At 61.6% G+C, this 21,403-nt stretch carries 19 protein-coding genes; 8 read left to right on the top strand and 11 right to left on the bottom strand.

Annotated elements, in window-relative coordinates; genetic code table 11:
* Positions 1-80 precede the first annotated feature (80 nt).
* Positions 81-2,798, top strand: a complete 2,718-nt coding sequence (locus tag J3P73_RS29745) for a hybrid sensor histidine kinase/response regulator (protein ID WP_130688810.1) — start codon at positions 81-83, stop codon at positions 2,796-2,798.
* Between the two features lie 45 nt (positions 2,799-2,843).
* Here J3P73_RS29745 and J3P73_RS29740 read toward each other — a convergent pair whose 3' ends face one another.
* The gene (locus J3P73_RS29740; RefSeq protein ID WP_075225850.1) at positions 2,844-3,221 is read right to left on the bottom strand and encodes a hypothetical protein; all 378 of its coding nucleotides are present in this window, start codon (positions 3,219-3,221) and stop codon (positions 2,844-2,846) included.
* A 153-nt stretch (positions 3,222-3,374) separates the two neighbouring features.
* On the opposite strand from J3P73_RS29740, the gene J3P73_RS29735 reads away from it, so the two are divergent.
* The 3 genes from J3P73_RS29735 to J3P73_RS29725 are packed head-to-tail and all read left to right on the top strand — an operon-like array spanning position 3,375 to position 4,762.
* The gene (locus J3P73_RS29735; RefSeq protein ID WP_130688809.1) at positions 3,375-3,689 is read left to right on the top strand and encodes a plasmid stabilization protein; all 315 of its coding nucleotides are present in this window, start codon (positions 3,375-3,377) and stop codon (positions 3,687-3,689) included.
* Positions 3,690-3,739: 50 nt separating this feature from the next.
* Positions 3,740-4,030, top strand: coding sequence for a DUF3175 domain-containing protein (locus J3P73_RS29730; RefSeq protein ID WP_018071062.1), 291 nt, complete (start codon positions 3,740-3,742; stop codon positions 4,028-4,030).
* A gap of 6 nt (positions 4,031-4,036) precedes the next feature.
* Complete coding sequence (locus tag J3P73_RS29725; RefSeq protein WP_075225848.1) at positions 4,037-4,762, top strand: glutathione S-transferase; 726 nt, start codon at positions 4,037-4,039, stop codon at positions 4,760-4,762.
* A 12-nt stretch (positions 4,763-4,774) separates the two neighbouring features.
* Here the strand turns inward: J3P73_RS29725 and ligD are convergent, their stop codons facing one another.
* The 9 genes from ligD to J3P73_RS29680 form a co-directional block, all read right to left on the bottom strand.
* Positions 4,775-5,653 carry a non-homologous end-joining DNA ligase gene (ligD, locus tag J3P73_RS29720; protein ID WP_024319958.1) on the bottom strand — a complete coding sequence of 293 codons (879 nt, stop codon included), beginning with the start codon at positions 5,651-5,653 and terminating at the stop codon, positions 4,775-4,777.
* The gene (locus tag J3P73_RS29715; protein ID WP_130688807.1) at positions 5,650-6,657 is read right to left on the bottom strand and encodes a DNA topoisomerase IB; all 1,008 of its coding nucleotides are present in this window, start codon (positions 6,655-6,657) and stop codon (positions 5,650-5,652) included. The genes ligD and J3P73_RS29715 overlap by 4 nt, the downstream gene beginning before the upstream one ends.
* 15 nt (positions 6,658-6,672) lie before the next feature.
* Positions 6,673-8,829: a glycogen debranching protein GlgX gene (gene glgX / locus J3P73_RS29710; protein ID WP_130774480.1), complete on the bottom strand. Its 2,157-nt coding sequence runs from the start codon at positions 8,827-8,829 to the stop codon at positions 6,673-6,675.
* A 103-nt stretch (positions 8,830-8,932) separates the two neighbouring features.
* The gene (locus tag J3P73_RS29705; protein WP_020397468.1) at positions 8,933-9,727 is read right to left on the bottom strand and encodes an SDR family NAD(P)-dependent oxidoreductase; all 795 of its coding nucleotides are present in this window, start codon (positions 9,725-9,727) and stop codon (positions 8,933-8,935) included.
* A 199-nt stretch (positions 9,728-9,926) separates the two neighbouring features.
* On the bottom strand, positions 9,927-11,141 hold the full coding sequence (locus J3P73_RS29700; RefSeq protein ID WP_018071056.1) for an MFS transporter: 1,215 nt from the start codon (positions 11,139-11,141) through the stop codon (positions 9,927-9,929).
* 142 nt (positions 11,142-11,283) lie between these two features.
* Entirely contained in the window at positions 11,284-11,766 is a 483-nt protein-coding gene (locus J3P73_RS29695; RefSeq protein ID WP_075225846.1) for a GNAT family N-acetyltransferase, read from the bottom strand.
* A gap of 76 nt (positions 11,767-11,842) precedes the next feature.
* Positions 11,843-13,048, bottom strand: coding sequence for a 3-oxoadipyl-CoA thiolase (pcaF, locus tag J3P73_RS29690; protein WP_024319952.1), 1,206 nt, complete (start codon positions 13,046-13,048; stop codon positions 11,843-11,845).
* A 9-nt stretch (positions 13,049-13,057) separates the two neighbouring features.
* A complete protein-coding gene (locus J3P73_RS29685) occupies positions 13,058-13,762 on the bottom strand; it encodes a CoA transferase subunit B (RefSeq protein ID WP_024319951.1) in 705 nt (234 codons plus the stop codon).
* Positions 13,759-14,466, bottom strand: a complete 708-nt coding sequence (locus tag J3P73_RS29680; protein WP_018071052.1) for a 3-oxoacid CoA-transferase subunit A — start codon at positions 14,464-14,466, stop codon at positions 13,759-13,761. Before J3P73_RS29680 ends, J3P73_RS29685 begins: the two co-directional genes overlap by 4 nt.
* 159 nt (positions 14,467-14,625) lie before the next feature.
* Between J3P73_RS29680 and J3P73_RS29675 the strand changes: the two genes are divergently transcribed.
* A complete protein-coding gene (locus J3P73_RS29675) occupies positions 14,626-15,384 on the top strand; it encodes an IclR family transcriptional regulator domain-containing protein (RefSeq protein ID WP_027690255.1) in 759 nt (252 codons plus the stop codon).
* 53 nt (positions 15,385-15,437) lie between these two features.
* Here the strand turns inward: J3P73_RS29675 and J3P73_RS29670 are convergent, their stop codons facing one another.
* Positions 15,438-16,982, bottom strand: a complete 1,545-nt coding sequence (locus J3P73_RS29670; RefSeq protein ID WP_130774479.1) for an acid phosphatase — start codon at positions 16,980-16,982, stop codon at positions 15,438-15,440.
* A gap of 198 nt (positions 16,983-17,180) precedes the next feature.
* Here J3P73_RS29670 and J3P73_RS29665 point away from each other — a divergent pair, with 198 nt between their 5' ends.
* From J3P73_RS29665 to arfA, 3 genes are all read left to right on the top strand, one after another.
* Entirely contained in the window at positions 17,181-18,470 is a 1,290-nt protein-coding gene (locus J3P73_RS29665; protein WP_130774478.1) for a cytochrome-c peroxidase, read from the top strand.
* 167 nt (positions 18,471-18,637) lie between these two features.
* Positions 18,638-19,564, top strand: coding sequence for an ArsR/SmtB family transcription factor (locus tag J3P73_RS29660; protein ID WP_011655028.1), 927 nt, complete (start codon positions 18,638-18,640; stop codon positions 19,562-19,564).
* A gap of 210 nt (positions 19,565-19,774) precedes the next feature.
* The gene (arfA, locus tag J3P73_RS29655; protein WP_130690563.1) at positions 19,775-21,283 is read left to right on the top strand and encodes an arabinosylfuranosidase ArfA; all 1,509 of its coding nucleotides are present in this window, start codon (positions 19,775-19,777) and stop codon (positions 21,281-21,283) included.
* The last annotated feature ends 120 nt before the right edge of the window (positions 21,284-21,403 follow it).

The following is a 21,403-nucleotide window of genomic DNA, read 5'->3' as shown; positions in this document are numbered from 1 at the left end:
TCTATGTTGAGGTTTGGAAGGTTCGAACCCCGAGGCGACCAATGACACTGGTGCGGCGGACGACTAGGAAGCGATTTTGAATGGGAAGCGTCGGGGACGGCTGGCCGAGAGGTGGCGGCGAAATCGGCGAATTGTTACGGCATCCGGCTTTCCACGCCGTCGGCCTCGGTCCGGTCGAAAGCTGGCCTGCCTCTCTCAAGCATATCGCCGAAATGGTATTGAATTCCCGCCAGCCCAAATTCGTCGCCTGGGGTCCGGATCTCGCCTTTCTCTACAATGACGCCTATGTGCCTGTTTTCCCGGAGCGGCATCCGGATGCGCTCGGAAGACCCTTCCGCGAGGTCTGGGGGGATATCTGGGAACAGTTCTCGCCGATCATCGCCACCACGCTCCAAGGCAGTTCGCAGCTCTTCAAAGAGCTGCTCATCCCGATGCGCCGCGACGGCCGCACCGAGGACACCTGGTTCACCTTCTCCTACACCCCGCTGCGCGACGATGACGGCATGGTCGCCGGCATCCTCTGTGCGACCCTTGATGTCACCGACCAGGTGACGGCCAAGCGCGGCGAAGAGACGGCGCTGGAAGAGCTGCGAGCCAAATCGGAAGCGCTTGCGGTCGTCAACCAGGCGGGTGCCGCGATCACCGCCGAGCCCAGTGTCGATCGCCTCACCCAGATTGTCGTCGATGCCGGCGTGACGCTGACCGGCGCAGAATTCGGCGCCTTCTTCTACAATGTCGATGACGGCGAGCGCGGCAGCTACATGCTCTATGCGCTGTCCGGCGTCGATCGGAAGAACTTCGAGAAATTCCCGATGCCACGCAATACCAAGGTCTTCGCGCCGACCTTCAACGGCGAAGGCATCGTGCGCTCCGACGACATCCTGCTCGACCCGCGCTACGGGCAGAATGCGCCGCATGCAGGCATGCCGAAGGGGCATCTGCCGGTCAGGAGCTATCTTGCCGTGCCGGTGAAATCACGCGACGGCAGCGTCATCGGCGGCTTGTTCTTCGGCCACGGCCAGCCCGGCCGTTTTTCCCAAGCGGCGGAGGCAAGCCTCGTCAGCCTTGCTGGCCAATCAGCCGTCGCGATCGACAATATCCGGCTCTTCCGTGCCGCCAAAGTCGAAATCGACCAGCGCCGCGATATGGAAGATCAGCTGCGGAAACTCAATGAAATGCTAGAGGTCCGCGTCGCGGCCGAGATTGCCGAGCGCCAGCAGGCCGAAGCAGCACTCCAGCAGTCGCAGAAGATGGAATCGATCGGCAAGCTTACCGGCGGCGTCGCCCATGACTTCAATAATCTGTTGCAGGTGATCTCCGGCAACCTGCAGCTTCTCGGCAAGGACGTGGCTGATAACGGCCGGGCCAAGGAACGCATATCCAACGCGCTTGCTGCCGTCGGACGCGGCTCGCGGCTGGCAAGCCAGTTGCTCGCCTTCGGCCGCCGCCAACCGCTGGAACCGAAGGTCGTCAATATCGGCCGTCTCGTCACCGGCATGGACGACATGCTTCGCCGCGCGCTCGGCGAAGAGATCGAAGTCGAGACCATGGTTTCCGGTGGCCTCTGGAACAGCTTTGCCGATCCGACGCAGATCGAGAACGCCCTGCTCAACCTTGCGATCAACTCCCGGGACGCGATGGATGGCGCCGGCAAGTTGACGATCGAGGTCGGCAACGCTTTCCTCGACGATTCCTACAGCCGTACCCATCCTGAAGTTACCGCCGGCCAATATGTCGTGCTGGCAGTCACCGATACCGGCTCCGGCATGATGCAGGAGATAATAGAACAGGCATTCGAGCCCTTTTTCTCGACCAAGCCGGAAGGCAAGGGTACCGGTCTTGGCCTGTCGATGGTCTATGGCTTTGTCAAGCAGTCCGGCGGCCACGTGAAGATCTACAGTGAGATCAGCGAAGGCACGACCGTCAAGCTCTACCTGCCCCGCTCGTTCCAGAGCGAGGATTGCATCACCAATGTCGACAGCGTGCCGGCAACAGGGGGCACGGAAACCATCCTTGTCGCTGAGGATGACGAGGGTGTGCGCACGACTGTCGTCGAGATGCTGACGGATCTCGGCTACTACGTGTTGAAGTCCAAGGATGCGCAAAGCGCGCTCACCGTTATCGAAAGCGGCGCCCATATCGATCTGCTCTTTACCGATGTCGTCATGCCCGGCCCGTTGAGGAGCCCGGAGCTTGCGCGCATGGCGCGCGAGCGCCTGCCTGATATCGCCGTGCTCTACACATCGGGCTATACCGAAAATTCGATCGTCCATGGCGGCAGGCTCGACCCAGGTCTCGAACTGCTCTCCAAGCCCTATACGCGCGAGGAACTCGCCCGCAAGATCCGCCACGTGCTTGCCAACCGGACGCAACGCCGCCAAGGGGCGAGCGATGCCGCAGTGGCCCCTGCCAAACACCCCGAGATCGCCCGCGAAAAGCTGAAGCTGCTGCTTGTGGAAGACGACGCCTTCATCCGCATGGATACTGCCGAGATTCTGCAGGATCTCGGCTATGACGTCATCGAGGCTGATAGCGGCGAACGGGGCGTGGAAATCATCGGACACACCATCGTCGACATCATCGTTGCCGATGTCGGTCTGCCCGGCATGTCGGGTCAGGCCTTCGCCGCCAAGGCCCGCGAGGCCTTTCCGTCGGTCGGCCTGGTCTTTGCCACCGGCAACAGCAGCCTGCCGGAGGCAAACCGTCTCCCCGGTTCGGTGGTGCTGTCGAAACCTTTCAGCAGCGCTGCGCTCGGCCAGGCGGTCAAGAACGCCGTCCAGCAGCGGCCTGGCGCCTAGAGTATCTCTGTTTTCTGCCAGTCACGGAATGCTGCAGCTTCTGCGTTATGCGTCGGCGCCGTTGAACTCGAGATATTTGCGCATCAGATCCACCTCGCTGGTGCAGCTGTCGTCGCGCGCCGTCAGTTCGATCGAGATCGTGTCGGCAGCATCGAGACGGCCAACGTCGTGACGACTGCTATCATCGTTATGGCTGCCGCCATCGTGATAGACGAGAATGCGCGCGCCGCTCTGAATGACCAGCACGGCATCCCGCTCGAAGCCCCTCTGCAGCAGCCAGTCACGCGGCGCCATCAGGCGGATGTCGACCTCGTAGGAACGCCCCTTCCCTTGCTTGAGGCTGACGGTATAGGTGACCGGCGATCCCTGGCCGTTCACGTCGATCGCGCCGTTTCCATCGGCTTTGACGATGTGTTTTTCCATGTTCTCGGTTCCTTCCTGTATCAGGCTTTCTCATCGGAAACCTGATAAAATCGGCTTTTGTTCCGAATCCGGAGCCTGCAGACCATAACCGTATGACCGGAACTTTTGGCCTCCCTACCGGTTCAATTCCTTTGAAAACCAGAGGAGGCAAAAATGCCGAAAGGTGACAAATCCGACTATACCGACAAGCAGATACGCAAGGCCGAGCATATCGAGGAGGGCTACGAGGATCGCGGCGTCTCCGAGAAGGAAGCCGAACGGCGTGCCTGGGCGACTGTCAACAAGGAAAGCGGTGGCGGCAACAAATCCGGTTCCGGCCGCGGCAAGAAGGACACGCATGAATCCTCCGAAAAGGGCGGCCGCATCGGCGGCGCGGCATCGGCCGCACGCTCGAAGGCGGAACGTTCGGCTTCCGCAAAGAAGGCCGCTGCCACGCGTAAGCGCAATGAACACCACAGCCACCACTAACGAGGGATAGGACCGGAGGCTTTCCGCCAACCGCACAGGGAGTTTCACCCATGGCCAAATCGAAGAAGAAATGGTCGCAGGATGTCACCGAACACAGCGATGCGATGGACCTGAAGCAAGGCGTGTTCAAATCGGACGATCCGAAGAAGATTGCCCGCTCCGTCAAGCACTCCGCCGAGGAGAGCGATCGCCGCAAGTCGAGCCCCTTTCGCGCCGCCATGTCGATGCTGACCTTCTACATCAACCGCGCCGGCGAACAGCTGACGAAAAAGCGGCGTGGCACCCTTGAAAAGGCCAAGGACGAACTGCGAAAAGACTTCGGTCGTCAACCGAAGGATTGAGCGCTCATGGCATACGAACTTTATTATTGGGACGGCATTCAAGGCCGCGGCGAATTCGTGCGATTGGCGCTGGAAGAAGCCGGCGCCGACTATGTCGACATCACCCGCCAGCCCGGGCGCGGCACCGGCGCCATGTTCGACATCATGGAGAGCGAAAGCGAACCGCACATTCCTTTCGCCCCGCCCTTCCTGAAGGACGGCGACCTCACTATCCCGCATGTCGCCAACATCCTGTTTTATCTCGGTCCGAAGCTCGGCCTTGCGCCCGAGGATGAAGGCCTTCGCCATGTCATCAACGGCCTGCAGCTGACCGTCACCGATTTCGTCGCCGAAGTGCACGATACGCATCACCCGATCGACATGTCGCTCTATTACGAGGACCAGAAGCCAGAGGCAAAAGCCCGCTCAGCTGCCTTCATCCGCGAACGTATTCCGAAATTCCTCGGCTATTTCGAGCGCGTGCTGCGGCAGAACCCGAAAGGCCTCAACCATCTGGTCGGCGATGCGCTCACCTATGTCGACCTCTCGCTCTTCCAGGTGATCGAGGGCCTGACCTACGCCTTTCCGAAAGCCATGACGAAATGCAAGGCGGAATATCCCGCCCTGCTGGCTCTGCATGATGCGGTGGCTAAGCGTCCGAATATCGTCCGCTATCTCGCCTCCCCCCGCCGCCTCGCCTTCAACGAGGAAGGGATTTTCAGGCACTATCCTGAGCTCGACAGTGCGGGCTGAGGCAAGAGCCGTTCATTCCAGCGGCACGGCCGCTTCGAAGAAATTTCCCCACGGGTCCTTCGGTCGCGTCTCCAATCGCCGCGGCACGTTGCCGAGCGTGAAAGCGGCAGGACCGCTCACCTCGTTCAATTCTGACCAATCCAGCGGCATCGAAACCGGCGCACCCGATCGCGCCCGCGTCGAGTAGGCCGCGACCGCCGTGTTGCCGCGGCCGTTGCGGAGATAATCGATGTAGATATGTCCACCGCGTTTTGCCTTCGTCGCGGTTGCCAGATATTTTTCCGGCGCGTCGGCCGACATGCTTTCGGCCAGTGAATGGGCGAAATCCTTCACCTCGGCCCAGCCGGCCTTCGGCGCAAGCGGCGTCACCACATGCAGCCCCTTGCCGCCTGACGTCTTGACGAAGGCGGCCAGCCCACGTGCTTCCAGCCGCGCCTTCAATTCAAGCGCTGCTGAAATCACAGCGCTCCAGGCCACGTCCTCCCCGGGATCGAGGTCCATGGTGATCATATCGGGTTGTTCCCAATCGTCGGTCGTGACGCCCCAGGGATGAATTTCGAGCACGGCCGACTGCACCAGCGCAATGAGGCCGTTGAAATCGGCAATGCGCAGCAGCTTTTCGCCGTCCCGATCCTCTGGGTCGGCAATCTCCTCGATATGCGGATTCATGCCCTTCCAGGCATGTTTCTGGAAAAACCGCTGGTGGCTTTTTATCCCGTCCGGCAGGCGCAGCAGTGCTAAGGGCCGGTTGACGACATAAGGCGCCATGAATGGCCAGACCGCGATGTAGTAATCCACCAGCGCCTGCTTGGTCACGCCTTCGTCCGGCCAGTAGAGCCGGTCGGGATGTGTCAGCGATACATCAGATGCCGGTGGGTGTCTGGGGCTCATTCTTCGATCTCGCTTTTGAGGAAATCAAGTAGCCTGTTTTCCTCGGCCCGCAAGCCCCGCAATGGTTCGTTGCCGCTCTCGATCAGCGGATGATCGTTGCCGGCGAGCGCGATGATCGCGGGATGGATATAGCTCGAGCGCGAGATCGCAGGTGTGTTGTGCAGCGCCTCTGCCGCGGCCTCCGACATCTGCTTTACCGTCGGCCGGCCGCCGCCGACAATCGCCTCGCGCGCCGCTCCAAAGGCCGCCAGCGAGCCTGCCCAGGTGCGGAAGGTCTTCGCCGAAATGGGAACCCCCGATATCTCGGCGAGGTAGGCGTTCAACCGTCCGGAATCGATTGGCTTCAGCGTCCCGCTTTCGTCCTTCCAGACGAAGAGCTGGCGGCCGGGCAGGTCCGCTATCTCCTCCAGGATCTTCTGCAGCCTGGGGTGCTTGAGGCTGCGCTGGACGCGCTTGCCACCCTTGGCGCGGAATTTCAGCTCTATCTGCCCGTCGACGATCTTCAGGTGGCGCTTCAGCAGCGTCGTTGCGCCATAGGTGCCGTTCTCCCTGACATAGGCCTGGTTGCCGACGCGTAAGTGCGCCTCGTCAAGCAGCGTCGTCAAAGCCGCAAGCACGCCGTTGACATCCTCCGCACCGGTGTCGAGATGTCGCAACACGGTACGGCGTATCCGAGGCAGCGCCCGGCCGAACTCGATCAGCTGATGGAATTTTCCCGCACTTCGGAAGGATTGCCATTCCTTGTGGTAGCGGTATTGCTTGCGCCCGCGCGCATCGAAGCCCGTCGCCTGCAGATGGCCGTTTTCGTAGAGGCAGATCCAGACATTCTCGTAGGCCGGCGGCAGGCCGAGCGCGCCGATGCGCGCCCGCTGCAACTCGTCGGCCAGCGTCGTGCCGTCGGGCATCACATAACTGAAGCCCTTGCCTTTCCTTCGTCTGCGGATGCCTGGTTCAGTATCGCTGACATAGACGAGACCAAGGTCGGTGATGGCTTCGGCATTCATGTTCTCTGCGACCCGTTACTTGCTCCTGCGGCCGAACTGAAACCACCACCGGCGCCCGGCCTTGGTCATGTCCTTCAGCGGCTCGGTCTGCCCCTCCGGCGCAAAGACGGCCACGCTCTGGGCATAGACCATGACCGGATTATCCTGATCGCGAACCTTAAAGGCATCCCTCTCCGCCCCGGTGTCGGCAATCCGCGACCATTTCGTCAGTCCATTTACCTCCGGCACGTGGAATTCGCAGTCGCCGCCGGCATTGAAGATGAGGAAGAGGTCATCCATCGTCTCGGTCTCGGGCGCATTCGCGCTCTTCGAGAGATAGACGCCGAGCACCCGCAGCTCATCATCGTTCCAGGCACCGTCATCCATGAAGCCGCCGTCCGGTCTGTACCAGGCGATCTCGATGCGGCCGTCCTCGCCGGTTTCGCCGGTCAGGAACCGCTCCTGCCGCAGAACGGGATGGGCCTTGCGGAAGGCGACTGCCTGCCGGCAGAAATCGAGGAAAGGATCGTCGAGCCCTGCCCAATCGGTCCAGCCGATTTCGTTGTCCTGGCAATAGGCGTTGTTGTTGCCGTCCTGGCTGTTGCCGAGCTCGTCGCCGGCGAGGATCATCGGCACGCCCTGGGAGAGCATCAGCGTCGCCATCATGTTGCGCCGCCGCCGTGCCCGCGCGGCGTTGATATCGGCATTATCGGTCGCACCCTCGGCACCCATATTGTCGGAATGATTATCCGAATGGCCGTCCCGGTTATCCTCGCCATTCGCCTCGTTGTGCTTGTCGTTGAAGGAGACCGTGTCCATCAGCGTGAAGCCGTCATGGGCCGACAGAAGATTGATCGAGGAGGTCGCTCCCCGGTCGGAATGGTTGAACTGCGGCGCCGAGCCGGTGACGCGCGCCGCCAGTTCCGACACCATGCCGCCATCACCCTTCCAGAAGCGGCGGACATCGTCGCGGAACTTGTCGTTCCATTCGCGGAAGGGATGCGGGAAGCCGCCGACCTGATAACCGCCCTCGCCGATATCCCAGGGTTCGGCGATCAACTTGACGCCCGACAGCATCGGATCCTGCCGGATGGCGCCGAAGAAGCCGCCTTGGCGATCGAATTCCAGATCCTGCCGCCCGAGCGTGCTGGCGAGATCGAAACGGAAGCCGTCGATGTGCATGACGCCCACCCAGTAGCGCAGGCTGTCGAGCACCATGCGCATGACCATCGGGTTGGCGACATTCAGCGTATTGCCGGTACCCGTCGTATCGAAGGTATGGCGCGGATCATCGGGGGAGAGAATGTAATAGCTCGCATTGTCGAGCCCGCGGAAGGACAGTGTCGGGCCTTTTTCGCTGCCTTCGGCGGTGTGGTTATAGACCACGTCCATGATGACTTCGATGCCGGCGGCATGAAACTTCTTCACCATGGTCTTGATCTCGGTGATCTTGTCGCCGGACATGTAGCGCGATTGCGGTGCGAAGAAGCCGAGCGTCTGGTAGCCCCAATAGTTGCTGAGGTTGTTTTCCAGGAGATAGCGATCGTCGAGGAAATACTGGATCGGCAGCAGCTCGATCGCCGAGATGCCGAGCTTGACGAGATGGTCGATGATCGGATCGCTGCACATGCCGAGGAAGGTGCCGCGCAGCCGGTCGGGCACCTTTGGATGCGTCATCATCAGGCCGCGCACATGCGCTTCGTAGATGATGGTGTCGGGCCAGGGACGGCGGATCGCCTCTTCCCCCGCCCAGTCGAAATCCGGATCCTGCACCACGCCCTTGACCATGAAGGGGGCGCTGTCGCGCTCGTCGAAGGAAAGGTCGTCCTCGCCGATCTGATAACCGAACAGCGCATCGTCCCACATCAGCTCGCCCGTGACCTGTTTGGCATAGGGATCGAGCAGCAGCTTGTTCGGATTGAAGCGATGGCCGGCGGCAGGATCGTAGGGACCATGAGCGCGATAGCCGTAGACCGTGCCCGGTCCGACGCCGGCAATATATCCGGACCAGATGTCGCCTTCGCGCTTTGGCAGCGGCAACCGGGCGACCTCCTTCTTTCCATCAGGCGAGAAGAGGCAGAGCTCAATCTGCTCCGCATGGGCCGAGAAGATGGCGAAATGGGTGCCCGAGCCAATATATTCCGCCCCGAGCTCCGGCTTGAGGAAGTCGAGTTCCGAAAATGAGTAGCTCATAATGCCCCGCTTGGTAAAAAGACCAAGCGGATAACGTAACGGCGGTTCGAAAGTTCCCTCATGAAAGGCAAAAGGGAACGATGTTGCGCGCCGAAGGACGGTCCTACGGCATCAGTTGGCCGCCATTGACCTCGATGATCTGGCCGGTGATGTAGCCCGACAGCGTCGGCGAAGCCAGAAACAGATAGGCGCCGACGCAATCCTCTGATGTGCCGACGAAACCCATCGGGATCGATTTGCGCTGCAGCTCCATCTGCTCGTCATTGGTATAACGCTCGTGGAAGGGCGTGGCGATAACGCCCGGCGCCACCGCGTTGACTCGGATTCCGTCGGCGACGAATTCCTTGGCATGACCGCGCGTGATCGTCGAGACGAACCCTTTCGACGCCGCATACAGGATCGCGCCATTGCCGCCGCCATTGCGCGCGGCGATCGAGGTGGTGTTGATGATGAAGCCACCCTGCTTTTTCAGCCACGGATGCGCCGCACGCGTTGCCGCAAGCACCGAGCGGGCGTTGAGATCCATAACCGCGGCATAATGCGCATCGGTATAGTCCGAGGTCGGCTTGCGCCCCAGCATGCCGCCGGCATTGTTGATGAGCCCGTCGAGATGACCGAAGGTCTTCGCCGTCTCCTCGACGACACGCTCGGTCTCACCTTCCCTCGACACGTCGCCCTGGATCAGATGCACGGTGCCGCCGGCAGCCCGGATCTCGTCGGCAAGCTTCTCCGCCGGTTCGCGGCTGGCATTGTAATGCACACCGACCTTGGCCCCTTGAGCCGCAAAGGCGCGGGCGAGTGCCGCGCCGATCCCGGTCGAGGCGCCGGTGATCAGCACGGCTTTGCCGGACAAGTCCGGCAGCTTGATGGATGCGAGCGATTGCGCAAGTTCGACCATGGCGACGATTGCCTCCCGAAAAACCAAAGACATAGGTGATGAAACGAATAGGAGAAGACTTATCAGGGGAAATCGACGAAGGGCAATGCACGAAAGCGGGAGATTGCATCGCCATAGGAGCGTTAGGCGGTCTTCATGCAAACGGCCATCGTCACCGACGGCCGCCTGCGGTTGCCTGCGAGAACCGAAAAGGGTCTCGTTACGGAGCCACGCCAAAGGCCGGCTGCGGCTTTTGCCGGGCGAGAGGCGGGAATGCCAGCGCTATCGCCGCAGCCCCCAGCCCGACCATGGCGGAACCGATGAACAGCCAGGAATAATTGGCAAAAGTGTCGAATATCCAGCCGCCGATGAGAGGGCCGAAGGCCATGCCGAGGCTGGAGAGCATCGTCGCCGCACCGAAGACCGTGCCGATGATGCGTGGCCCGAAATATTCCCGCGCCAGCACGGCATAGAGCGGCATTACACCGCCATAGGCGCTGCCGAAGACGATGGCGAGCGCGTAGAATTCGCCGAGCTGGCTGACCAAGAGATAGGTCGCCAGCGCTGCCGCCTGCACCAGCAGCCCGGCGACCAGCACCGGCTTCACCCCGATCCTGTCGGCAAGGCTGCCATAGAGCAGCCGGCCGCCCAGTCCCGCCAGGCCCTCGACGCTGTAGATGCTGACAGCGGCCATAGGTGCTACGCCGCAGATTGTCGCATAGTTCACCATGTGGAAGATCGGCCCGGAATGTGCTGCGCAGCAAGCTGCGAAGGTCAGGCCAAGCACGATGAATTGCGGCGATCGAAATACTTTCGACAGTTGCGGCCGGGCGCCGTCGGCCGCGAACTCGGTTCCGGTATCGGCGGTCTCGGCAGGCGGGCGCCTGACGAGAAGTGCCGCCGGCACCAGCAGCACCCAGGCGGCAACGCCGATGATCAGCATGGCAGGCCGCCATTCATAGGTTGAGATCAGCCAACGCGCGAAAGGTGAGATCGTCATCGGCGCGACGCCCATGCCGGCGGAGACCAGCGACACCGCAAGGCCGCGATTTTCGTCGAACCAGGCGGTCGTCGCCGCGATCATCGGCGCGAAAAACGTGCTGGCGGCCAGTCCGACGAGGATGCCGTAGGTCAGTTGAAACTGCAGCAGCGTCTCGGCGCGGCTCGCCAGGACCAGCGCCAGGCCGAGCAGAACGGAGCCTATCAGCACGACCACGCGCGGGCCGAAACGGTCGCTTGCCGCACCCCAGAAGAAGCCGCCGAAACCCATGACGATGAAATTCAGCGTCATTGCGCTCGCTATGCCGACATGCGACCAGCCGGTCGCCGTGGCGATCGGCTCCTGGAAAATCGCCAGCGAGAACATCGCGCCGAGCGCAACACATGTCATCAATGCGCCCGCAGCGACGATGACCCAACGATAGGAAACACTCATGGCTTCATAACCTCCATGCCGACAGAGTGATCGCGACGCATGCGGCAAGCCTACCGCATTTCGCGCCTGCGATCTAAAGACGTTTGGGCGATTGCGATTTCGACAGCGCGCTCACATCTTTTTTCGCCGCACGATGTGGCCGCTAAAGCGTGCGAAACATCACCAATGCGTCGACGTAACCCTCGGTGGGATGAAGGAAGACACCAGGAAGCCGGCCGATGATATCGAAGCCGAGAGATTGCCACAGCGCCACCGCACGCTCATTGCTGCTGACGACGAAATTGAACTGCATCGCCCGAAAGCCCCGCAAGCGGGCATGGTCCAGGGAATGCTCATGCATCAGCCGGGCGACGCCACGGCCGCTTGCCGCAGCATCGGTCATGTAACCGCAATTGCAGACATGCCGGCCGCCGCCTGCCTGATTGGCCTTGATGTAATATGTGCCGAGGATCACGCCATCCTCTTCGGCGACGAAGGTCTCGCGGTCCGGTCCCATCCAGTAGGCCAGCGCATCGGCTTCGCTCAGATCGCGATCGAGCGCATAGGTTTCGCCGGCGCGGATCGTCGGACCGATGATCCTCCAGATGGCGCCTTGATCATTCTTGTCTGCGGGTCGGATCAGCATGTCCGATTTCTAGCGAAACCGGGCGCGCCGAGCAACGGGTCGAAAGCCTCCGGCAAAAGCTGGAAACGTCCCGACCTCAAACCCTTTCAAGTGCTATCGCAATCCCCTGCCCGACGCCGATGCACATGGTCGACAGCGAGTATTTTCCGCCGGTCTCCAGAAGCTCAAGTGCTGCCGTGCCGGTGATGCGTGCGCCCGACATGCCAAGCGGATGGCCGAGCGCGATCGCGCCGCCATTGCGGTTCACCCGCGCGTCATCATCGGCAACGCCCAGCGCGCGCAGCACCGCCAGCCCCTGGCTGGCGAAGGCCTCGTTGAGTTCGATCACGTCGAACTGCTCCGCGGTCATGCCGAGCCGAGCCATCAGCTTGCGCGAGGCCGGGATCGGCCCGACACCCATCACCCTTGGCGGAACCGCGGCAGCCGCGCCGCCGAGGATGCGCGCGATCGGCGTCAGGCCGTATTTCCGCGCCGCCGCTTCGGAGGCGACGATCAGCGCCGCCGCCCCGTCATTGACGCCGGAGGCATTGCCTGCCGTCACCGTGCCGCCTTCCTTCTTGAAAGGTGTCGCGAGTTTCGCCAGCGTTTCGATCGTCGTGGCACGCGGATGCTCGTCCTTGTCGACGACAACGGGATCACCCTTGCGCTGCGGAATGCTCACCGGGGTGATCTCCTTCGCCAGCCGTCCGTTCGCCTGGGCGGCGGCTGCCTTCGCCTGGCTTCGCACGGCAAACGCATCCTGATCCTCGCGGCTGACATGATAGTCCTCAGCGACATTCTCGCCGGTCTCCGGCATGGAATCGACGCCGTACTGCTTCTTCATCAGCGGGTTGACGAAACGCCAGCCGATCGTCGTGTCATGGATTTCGGCCGCACGTGAAAAGGCCGTCTCGGCCTTCGGCATGACGAACGGCGCGCGCGACATGCTCTCGACGCCGCCAGCGACCATCAGCTCGGCCTCGCCGGCGCGGATGGCGCGCGCCGCGGTGATCACCGCATCCATGCCGGAGCCGCAGAGCCGGTTGATCGTCGTGCCGGGGACGGCGATCGGCAGGCCGGCCAGCAGGGCCGACATGCGCGCGACATTGCGGTTATCCTCACCCGCCTGGTTGGCGCAGCCGAAGATCACATCGTCGACGGCGTCCCAATCGACGGCGGCATTTCGTTGCATCAGCACCTTCAGCGGGATTGCGCCGAGATCGTCGGCGCGCACCTGGGACAGCGAGCCGGCGAAACGGCCGATCGGCGTTCTGACATAGTCGCAGATAAAGGCTTCGGTCATGGCTTTTCCTCAGAGTTTGGGGACGACGAGATCGCCGACCGGCCCGTCGACATGCAGCGGCGCGCCGGTCATCGCCTGCAATTCCTCTTGCGACATCGCAGCAAGCTTCTCGCGCAGGACGAAGCGTCCCTTGACGATGTCGATGACGGCATGGCTGGTATAGACGCGTGTGATGCAGGCGACGCCAGTCAGCGGGAATGTGCATGTCTCCACCAGCTTCGGCTCACCTGTTTTGGTGACGTGCTCGGTGATGACGCAGACCTGCTTGGCGCCGTGCACCAGGTCCATTGCGCCGCCGACGGCCGGCACGCCCTTGGTGCCCACCCGCCAGTTGGCGAGGTCGCCATTCTGGGCGACCTGATAGGCGCCGAGGATTGCGACGTCGAGATGGCCGCCGCGCACCATGGCGAAGCTGTCGGCGTGATGGAAGAAGGAAGCGCCCGGCTTCAGCGTCACCGCCTTCTTGCCGGCGTTGATCAGGTCCCAGTCTTCCTCGCCTGCCGCCGGCGGCTCGCCGAAATTCAGGATGCCGTTTTCGGTGTGGAAGATCGCCTGACGGCCAGGCGGCTGATAACGGGCGACCATTTCGGGAAAGCCGATGCCGAGGTTGACATAGGCGCCGTCGGCGATGTCCTGCGCGGCGCGCCAGGCGATCTGCGCATTGGAAAGCTTGATGTCTTCACGGGTGTTAATGGGGCGAGTGTCGATGGTCATACGTAGGCCACTCCGGCTCGAATGAGCTCTTCTTCCTGCTGGGGATTGGGAACAGCGACGACGCGGTCGACGAAGATGCCTGGTGTCACCACCTGTTCGGGATCGATGCCGCCGGCCGGTACGATGGATGAGACCTGGACGATGGTCTTCGCCGCCGCCATGCACATCAGCGGATTGAAGTTGCGGCCAGCCTTGTTGTAGGTGAGATTGCCCTGGATGTCGCCGATCGCAGCCTTGACGATCGCGAAGTCGGCCTTCAGCCAGCGCTCTTGCACGTAATGACGGCCATCGAATTCGGCGATGACCTTGCCGTTGGCAAGTTCGGTGCCGTAGGCCGTCGGCGTATAAAAGGCCGGGATGCCGGCCCCGCCGGCGCGGATGCGCTCGGCAAGCGTTCCCTGCGGCACCAGCTCGAGCTCGATTTCGCCGGCCAGATATTTATCGGTAAAGGCGCGCGGATCCGACGAACGCGGGAAAGAGCAGATCATCTTTCTGACCATGCCGGCATCGATCATCGCGGCGATACCGATGCGCCCGTTGCCGGCATTGTTGTTGATCACAGTGAGGCCCTTCGAGCCCTTGTCGATCAAGGCATGAATAAGCTCGATCGGCGCGCCCGAGCCACCAAAACCACCGATCATGACGGTCGCGCCATCCCCGATCTCAGAGACGGCTTCCGCCGTGCTCCCGACTGTCTTGTCCATGCGGGATCTCTCCTTGGCTAGATGCGGCCGGGAACTCTCCATCCCGTCCTTTCCCCTAGACATAAAGGGCGGCGTGCCAGCCGGCAATGTATTTGTGCGATATTTGACATTTGTTCATATATCGCACAAAATGAAATGAATCCATTGGAGACTGGACCCATGCGCGAAACGGATTTCGTCAGCGGCTTCGCCCGCGGCCTGAAGGTCATCGAAGCTTTCGGCGAAACGCGGCAGCGGCTTTCCATCGCCGAGGCCGCCAAGCTGACGGAGCTTGACCGCGCCACTGTGCGTCGCTCTCTGCTAACGCTCGCCGAGCTCGGTTATGCCGATTATGACGGCAAGTTTTTCACGCTGTCGCCGAAGATCCTGCGTCTTGGCCATGCCTATCTCGCGGCGACGCCGCTGCCGGCGCTGTTGCAGCCGCATCTCGATCATCTCTCGGAGAAGGCCGGCCAGAGCGCCTCGGCCTCGGTGCTCGACGGCACAGATATTGTCTATATCGCCCGCGCCTCGCAGCGCCGTGTCATGTCGATCAACTTGACCCCCGGCAGCCGCCTGCCCGCCTATTGCGCCTCGATGGGCCGTGTGCTGCTTGCAGCCCTTCCAGAGAGCGAAGCGCGCGCCATCGTTGCCCGCAGCGAGCTGAAGCAAAACACTGTGAATACGAAGACCGATCCGGACGAGCTGATCGCCGAATTCCGCCGCGTCCGCACTGAGGGTTACGCCATCATCGATCAGGAGCTGGAGATCGGCCTCTGCTCCATTGCCGTGCCTGTTGACAACGACCGCGGCGAAACGGTCGCGGCAATAAACATCGGCGCGCCGGCCGCCCTCGTCCCGGCGGCGGAGATGAAGGAACGCTATCTGCCACTGCTGAAGGAAACGCAGGCCGCGTTGCGTCCGCTGCTGCGGCGCTGACAGCAAATTGGGACAGAGCGGCCCCAGTCAGCGCCGGGGCCGCTCGTAATCGGTCAATGCGTCAGGTCGAGCGCAGCTGTGAGGTCGCCCATCGGCGGCCGGTCGTTATTGCCAAGCGCCTTGTCGCGGGCGAGGATGCCGGGCAGCACCGGCAGATCGTAGCGCGCGGTGATGAAGCGGATGATCGACGTCGTGTCGTACTGGGTGTGATCGACCATCCCGCCCTTGGCGAAGGGCGAGATGATGAAGGCCGGAATACGGTTGCCCGGACCCCAGCGATCGGCCTTCGGCGGCGCGACGTGATCCCAGAAGCCGCCATTCTCGTCATAAGTGACGATGACGAGCATATGGGCCCATTGCGGGCTCTTCTCGAGGTGGGAAACGATATCGGCAAGATGCTGGTCGCCGCTCGAAACATCGGCGTAGCCGCCATGTTCGTTGAGGTTGCCCTGCGGCTTGTAGAAAGAAACCGCCGGCAGCTTGCCATCGTCGATATCCCTAAGGAAGGCTTCGCCGGCAAGGCCGCCATCTTTCAGATGTTCGGCACGCGCAGGCGTGCCGGGCGCGAAATTGGCGAAATAATTGAACGGCTGGTGATGGAACTGGAAATTCGGTACCGGGGTGGCATTCTTGCCATCCAGGGCTGCCTGCCAGGCGCCGCTATACCAGGCCCAGCTGACGCCCTTCAGCGACATGAGATCGCCGATGGTGATTTCATGCTGCGGCGGCAGCGTCGTTGCGGCGGCGGGATCGGCATAGGCCGGATCGCCGTCCTTGGCCGGCGGATTGGCGCTCGGCTGGTAGGGCGGCTGCATGGTGTTGACGGCGTATAAGTCAGGCGTCAGCGTGCCGTCGGAGACGAATTTCGGTGCGCCCTCCAGCGCCGACTTCGGGGCGTTTTCCGCCACGGTCAGCGACGTGCCGTCCGCGTCGACCTTGGCGATGGTGGGCTTGGCCGGGCTCTTGTCGGCATCCGGATAATAGGGCGCGCAGGCGCAGACCAGCGCGAAGTGGTTGAGGAACGAACCGCCGAAGGCGCCCTGGAAGAAGTTGTCGGCCATGACGTATTTCTTGGCAACCTGCCACATCGGCAGGATGGAGCCGTCGTAATGGCCCATGACGAGGCTGCCGGAATCGGCCCAGGCGACGAACTTGTCGTTCTTGCCGCCGTCGATCTGCATCTGCTCCTGGTAGAAGCGATGCCAGAGGTCGCGGGTGATGACCGAAGGCGCCTCTGCGAAACCCTTCGGATCGTCGATCGCGAAGGAGGCGTTGGCAAGATGGGCCGACTGTGCCTCGGTGACGGCAGGCGAGACACCCTTGGCGGTCAGCCCGCCCCAGGCCGGCGGCAGTTCGGACAGCGGCTGGCCGTCGCGGTCGAGCTGGCGGGCGCGATCGGCGGTCGCGTTCGAGAGCCCATCGGCGCCGGGAAAGCTGCCGTAGAGATTATCGAAGCTGCGGTTTTCGGCATAGATGACGACGACATTGTCGATCTTGTCGTAACCGGCGGGCGCCGCATGGGCTGCCGTCGCCATGGCAAACGGCACGATGGCCGATCCGGCGAGACAGATGGAATGGAGGAGTTTCAGTCTTTTCACGGGGAGTACCTCATGGCTAGGGGCGTTGGCTAGAGGGAGCGGAGAACGCTCGGGGGCGCGCTGACGCTATTCCCGCCGTCTATCAACTTTGTGACATCAGGACTTGCCGTGATGCCGCAGGAGGATGGCCGTCATCAATTTGTTGCAGCGGGGTTCGATCATAGCGCAAACCGGCCCCAACTTATTGGAATCCTTATCATGACGACGAAGACCATCTGGCTTGTGCGGTCCGGCCTGGCCGTCAGCATGGGTGCCGTGGCGCTTGGTCTTGCCCTTCTTCCCCTGCGGCAAAGCAGCGCGGCGGCTGCCGCCGGCGTTCATCCCGGGCCGATGTCGCGCACCGAGGCCTTTGCCCGGGCCGAAACGCTCGGCGCGCTCGGCCGCAAGATATTCTCAGATCCCTCGCTGTCGGCCTCGGGGCTCCAGGCCTGCGCGTCCTGCCATGATCCGGCTCACGCCTCCGGCCCAGCATCGGCCATGCCGGTCGAAATGGGCGGCGAGCATCGGGACCAGCCGGGGCTGCGGGCCGTTCCGACGCTGCGTTACCTGCAATCGGTGCCGTCCTTCACCGAGCATTACTACGATTCCGAGGACGAGGGCGACGAGAGCGTCGACAATGGCCCGACGGGCGGCCTGACCTGGGACGGCCGGGTCGATCACGGCGCCGATCAGGCGAAGATCCCGCTGCTCTCACCCTTCGAGATGGGCAACAAGGATGCAGCCGAGGTGGCGGCGAAGCTGCAGAAGGCTGCCTATGCCGGCGATATCAAGGCTGCCTTCGGCGAGACGGTGTTCGACAATCCTGAGGACGCCTTCGATGCCGCCGCCGAGGCGCTCGCCACGTTCGAACAGAGCGGCCTGGATTTCTATCCCTATTCCAGCCGCTACGACGCCTTTCTCGCCGGCAAGGCAACGCTGACGGCGCAGGAGCTGCACGGACGACAATTGTTCGAGGATCCCGCCAAGGGCAACTGTTCGAGCTGTCACTTAAGCGAGCCCGCCAATGACGGCGAGCCGCCGCAATTTTCCGATTTCGGCTTCCTCGGGCTCGCCGCACCCCGCAACATGGCGATACCGGCCAACAGTGACCCCACCTATCACGATCTCGGTCTTTGCGGCCCCCAGCGCACCGACTTTGCCGGACGCCGCGAATATTGCGGCCTGTTCCGCACCCCGACGCTGCGCAATGTCGCGCTGAAGAAGAGCTTCTTCCACAACGGCTATTTCCACTCGCTGCGCGACGTCGTCTCCTTCTATGCGACGCGCGACAGCGATCCCGGCCGTTGGTACCCGAAAAATTCAGACGGCACGATCCGGAAATATGACGACCTGCCGCAGGCTTATTGGGACAACGTCAACCAGGATCCGCCCTTCGGCAGGAAGCCGGGCGATGCACCCGCCCTCGCCGATCCCGAGATCGACGACATCGTCGCGTTCCTGGGGACCCTGACCGATGCCGATCTGGAGGCCGAGGCGACCGGGCACTAGGACATCTGGAGTTTTAAGAAATGCCCGCCGCGAGACTGAGCGGGGCATCTGCCGCGCTCAGGGACCAATGACGTCTTTCTCAACAATAACAATCAAACGGGCGAAGTATTCCCACTTGATGTATCATAATTTCCGATATACATCATTTCATCGGAAATAGTGGGGGAATGATGGAACGCTCGTTTTTGACGATTGCCGCCGGCGAGAATAATGATGCGATACGTGCGCTTTCCGCACCGGCCCGGCTCGAGATGCTCAAGCTGCTTTGCGCCAAAGGGCCGATGAATATCAACGACATCGCGCGTGCTCTTTCTCTTCCTCAATCGACCGTCGCCACCGGGATCCAGATCTTGGAAGACGCCCGGCTTGTGGATTCCCAGCTGACGAAGGCGCGCAAGGGAAACCAGAAGATCTGCTCTGCGATCTACAGCGAAATTCTGATCAGCTTTGAGGAAAGTGCCGCCCAAAGGGCCAATAATATTATCGAAGTCGAGATGCCGGTCGGGCTCTACACCAGTTGTGACGTCCATGCGCCATGCGGTCTTTGCTCCACCGAGAGCGTCATCGGCCCGCTCGATGTCCCTGACTATTTCCTGGATCCGCAGCGCATGCAGGCCGGGCTCGTCTGGTTCGGCAGGGGATATGTGGAATATAAATTCCCCAACAACGCCAAGGTGTTGAACAAGGATATCCGCGCCATCGAGTTTTCGCTGGAGCTGTCGTCCGAGGTGCCGGGCACCAATCCGGACTGGCCCTCGGACATAACGCTCTGGGTCAATGGAATGGCCATTGGAACCTGGACGTCTCCTGGCGACTACGGCGACAAGCGCGGCGCCTTCACGCCGGCATGGTGGAAGCTCGAGGGCTCGCAATATGGGATGATGAAGACCTGGCGCATCTCCACGCGCGGAACCTTCATCGACGGTATCGCCGCATCGAATGTCACGCTCAGCGATCTCGCGCTTGCCCAGCATTCCTCCATCCGGCTCCGGGTCGGTATCGCCGAGAATGCCGGCCATACCGGCGGCGTCAATATTTTCGGCCGCGGCTTCGGAAATCACGGACGCGATATCATCATGCGGCTGCACGTCTGAAAAATCAAAATCGGAAATCTTGATTTAAATATCACGCTTCTTTCCAGTTCTGATGATCGAAAAAATACGCCAACATACTGAAAAAAAACAATTTTCTCACAAATCCTCATTAGTATGATTAAAAACGCAACTCAGTTGACAGAACAACATTCCTGATATCAAGTTAGAGGCAAGAAAACAAAAAATCTGATATATAAACGGGAGGATCCGTTGAAGACGAACGTCGTTGTCCACCGCGATTTCCGCATCGCGACCATTGACTCCAGGCTCTACAGCTCATTTCTCGAGCATCTCGGCAGGGCGATCTACGGGGGCATCTATGAGCCCGGGCACCCGACGGCCGATGAGGACGGATTCCGCCAGGATGTCCTTGATCTGGTCCGTGAGCTCGACACGCCATATTGCCGCTATCCCGGCGGCAATTTTGTCTCGGCCTATAATTGGGAAGACGGCGTCGGCCCCCGTGCGGAGCGCCCGGTTCGCCTCGACCTTGCCTGGCGCACCCGCGAAGCCAACCAGATCGGCGTCAATGAATTCGTCGACTGGTGCAAGAAGGCCAACACCAAGCCGATGCTTGCCGTCAATCTCGGATCACGCGGCCTGGATGCCGCCCGCAATTTCCTGGAATACTGCAATCATCCGGGCGGCACCTACTGGTCGGATCTGCGCCGCAAGCACGGCTGGTCCAATCCGCACGACGTCAAATTGTGGTGCCTCGGCAACGAGATGGATGGTCCCTGGCAGGTCGGCCACAAGTCGGCCTATGAATATGGCCGGCTGGCGGATGAGACGGCGAAGGCCATGCGCGGCTTCGACAAGTCGCTCGAACTCGTGGTCTGCGGCTCATCCAATTCCGACATGAAGACCTATCCCGAGTGGGAAGCCCAGGTTCTCGAGCAGTGCTATGACAGCGCCGACCATATCTCGCTGCATATGTATTTTGCCAACCGCGAGAAAAATACGCTCAACTATCTCGCCCGCGCAACGAAGCTCGACCGCTACATCACCACGATCGGCGGCGTGATCGACTACATCAAGGCGAAAAAGCGCTCGAAGAAGACGATCGGCATTTCCTTCGACGAATGGAATGTCTGGTATCATTCCAACCAGCAGGACAAGGAGATCCTGGCGCGCGACGAGTGGCCGGATGCGCCGCATCTCTTGGAAGATATCTACAATTTCGAGGACGTGCTGCAGGTCGGCGGCATCTTGAACACCTTCATCCGTCGCTCCGACCGCGTGCGCATCGCCTGCATCGCGCAGCTCGTCAACGTCATCGCCCCGATCATGACCGAGGACGGCGGTGCGGCCTGGCGCCAGACTATTTATTACCCGTTCTATTACGCCTCCAGATATGGTCGCGGCTCGGCATTACAGCTGGTCGTCGATGGCCCGACCTATGACAGCGACGAAGAGAACGACGTCCCCTATCTCGACGTATCGGCGGTCCATTCCGAGGACGGCAAGACGCTGACCTTCTTTGCCGTCAACCGCCATCCGAGCACGGCGCTCGATCTCGATGTGCGGCTGGAAGGGTTCGGAAATGCCCGGGTGGTCGAGCAGGTGGAGATGACCCATGGCGATCTGGAAGCCGTCAATACGGCTGCGCGGCCGACAGCGGTCGTTCCGGTCAATGCCGAGAGTGCAAAGATCGAGGATGGACGGCTGAGGGCGGCGTTGAAACCGTTCTCCTACAACGTCATCCGGCTGTCAGTGTGACAGCTACCGCCGGGTAGCCCATTGGGGCGCCCCGGCTGAAGATATTCGGCTCGCTGCGAGGAGGCAGGGAGCAGGAGAGATGGTTCTCCGAAGCTCTGGATCTGACTGTTCAAGTCCTGA

Origin of the sequence: Rhizobium ruizarguesonis (assembly GCF_017357285.1) — a bacterium.
GTDB lineage: Bacteria > Pseudomonadota > Alphaproteobacteria > Rhizobiales > Rhizobiaceae > Rhizobium > Rhizobium ruizarguesonis.
This window is presented reverse-complemented; position numbering and strand designations above follow the sequence as displayed.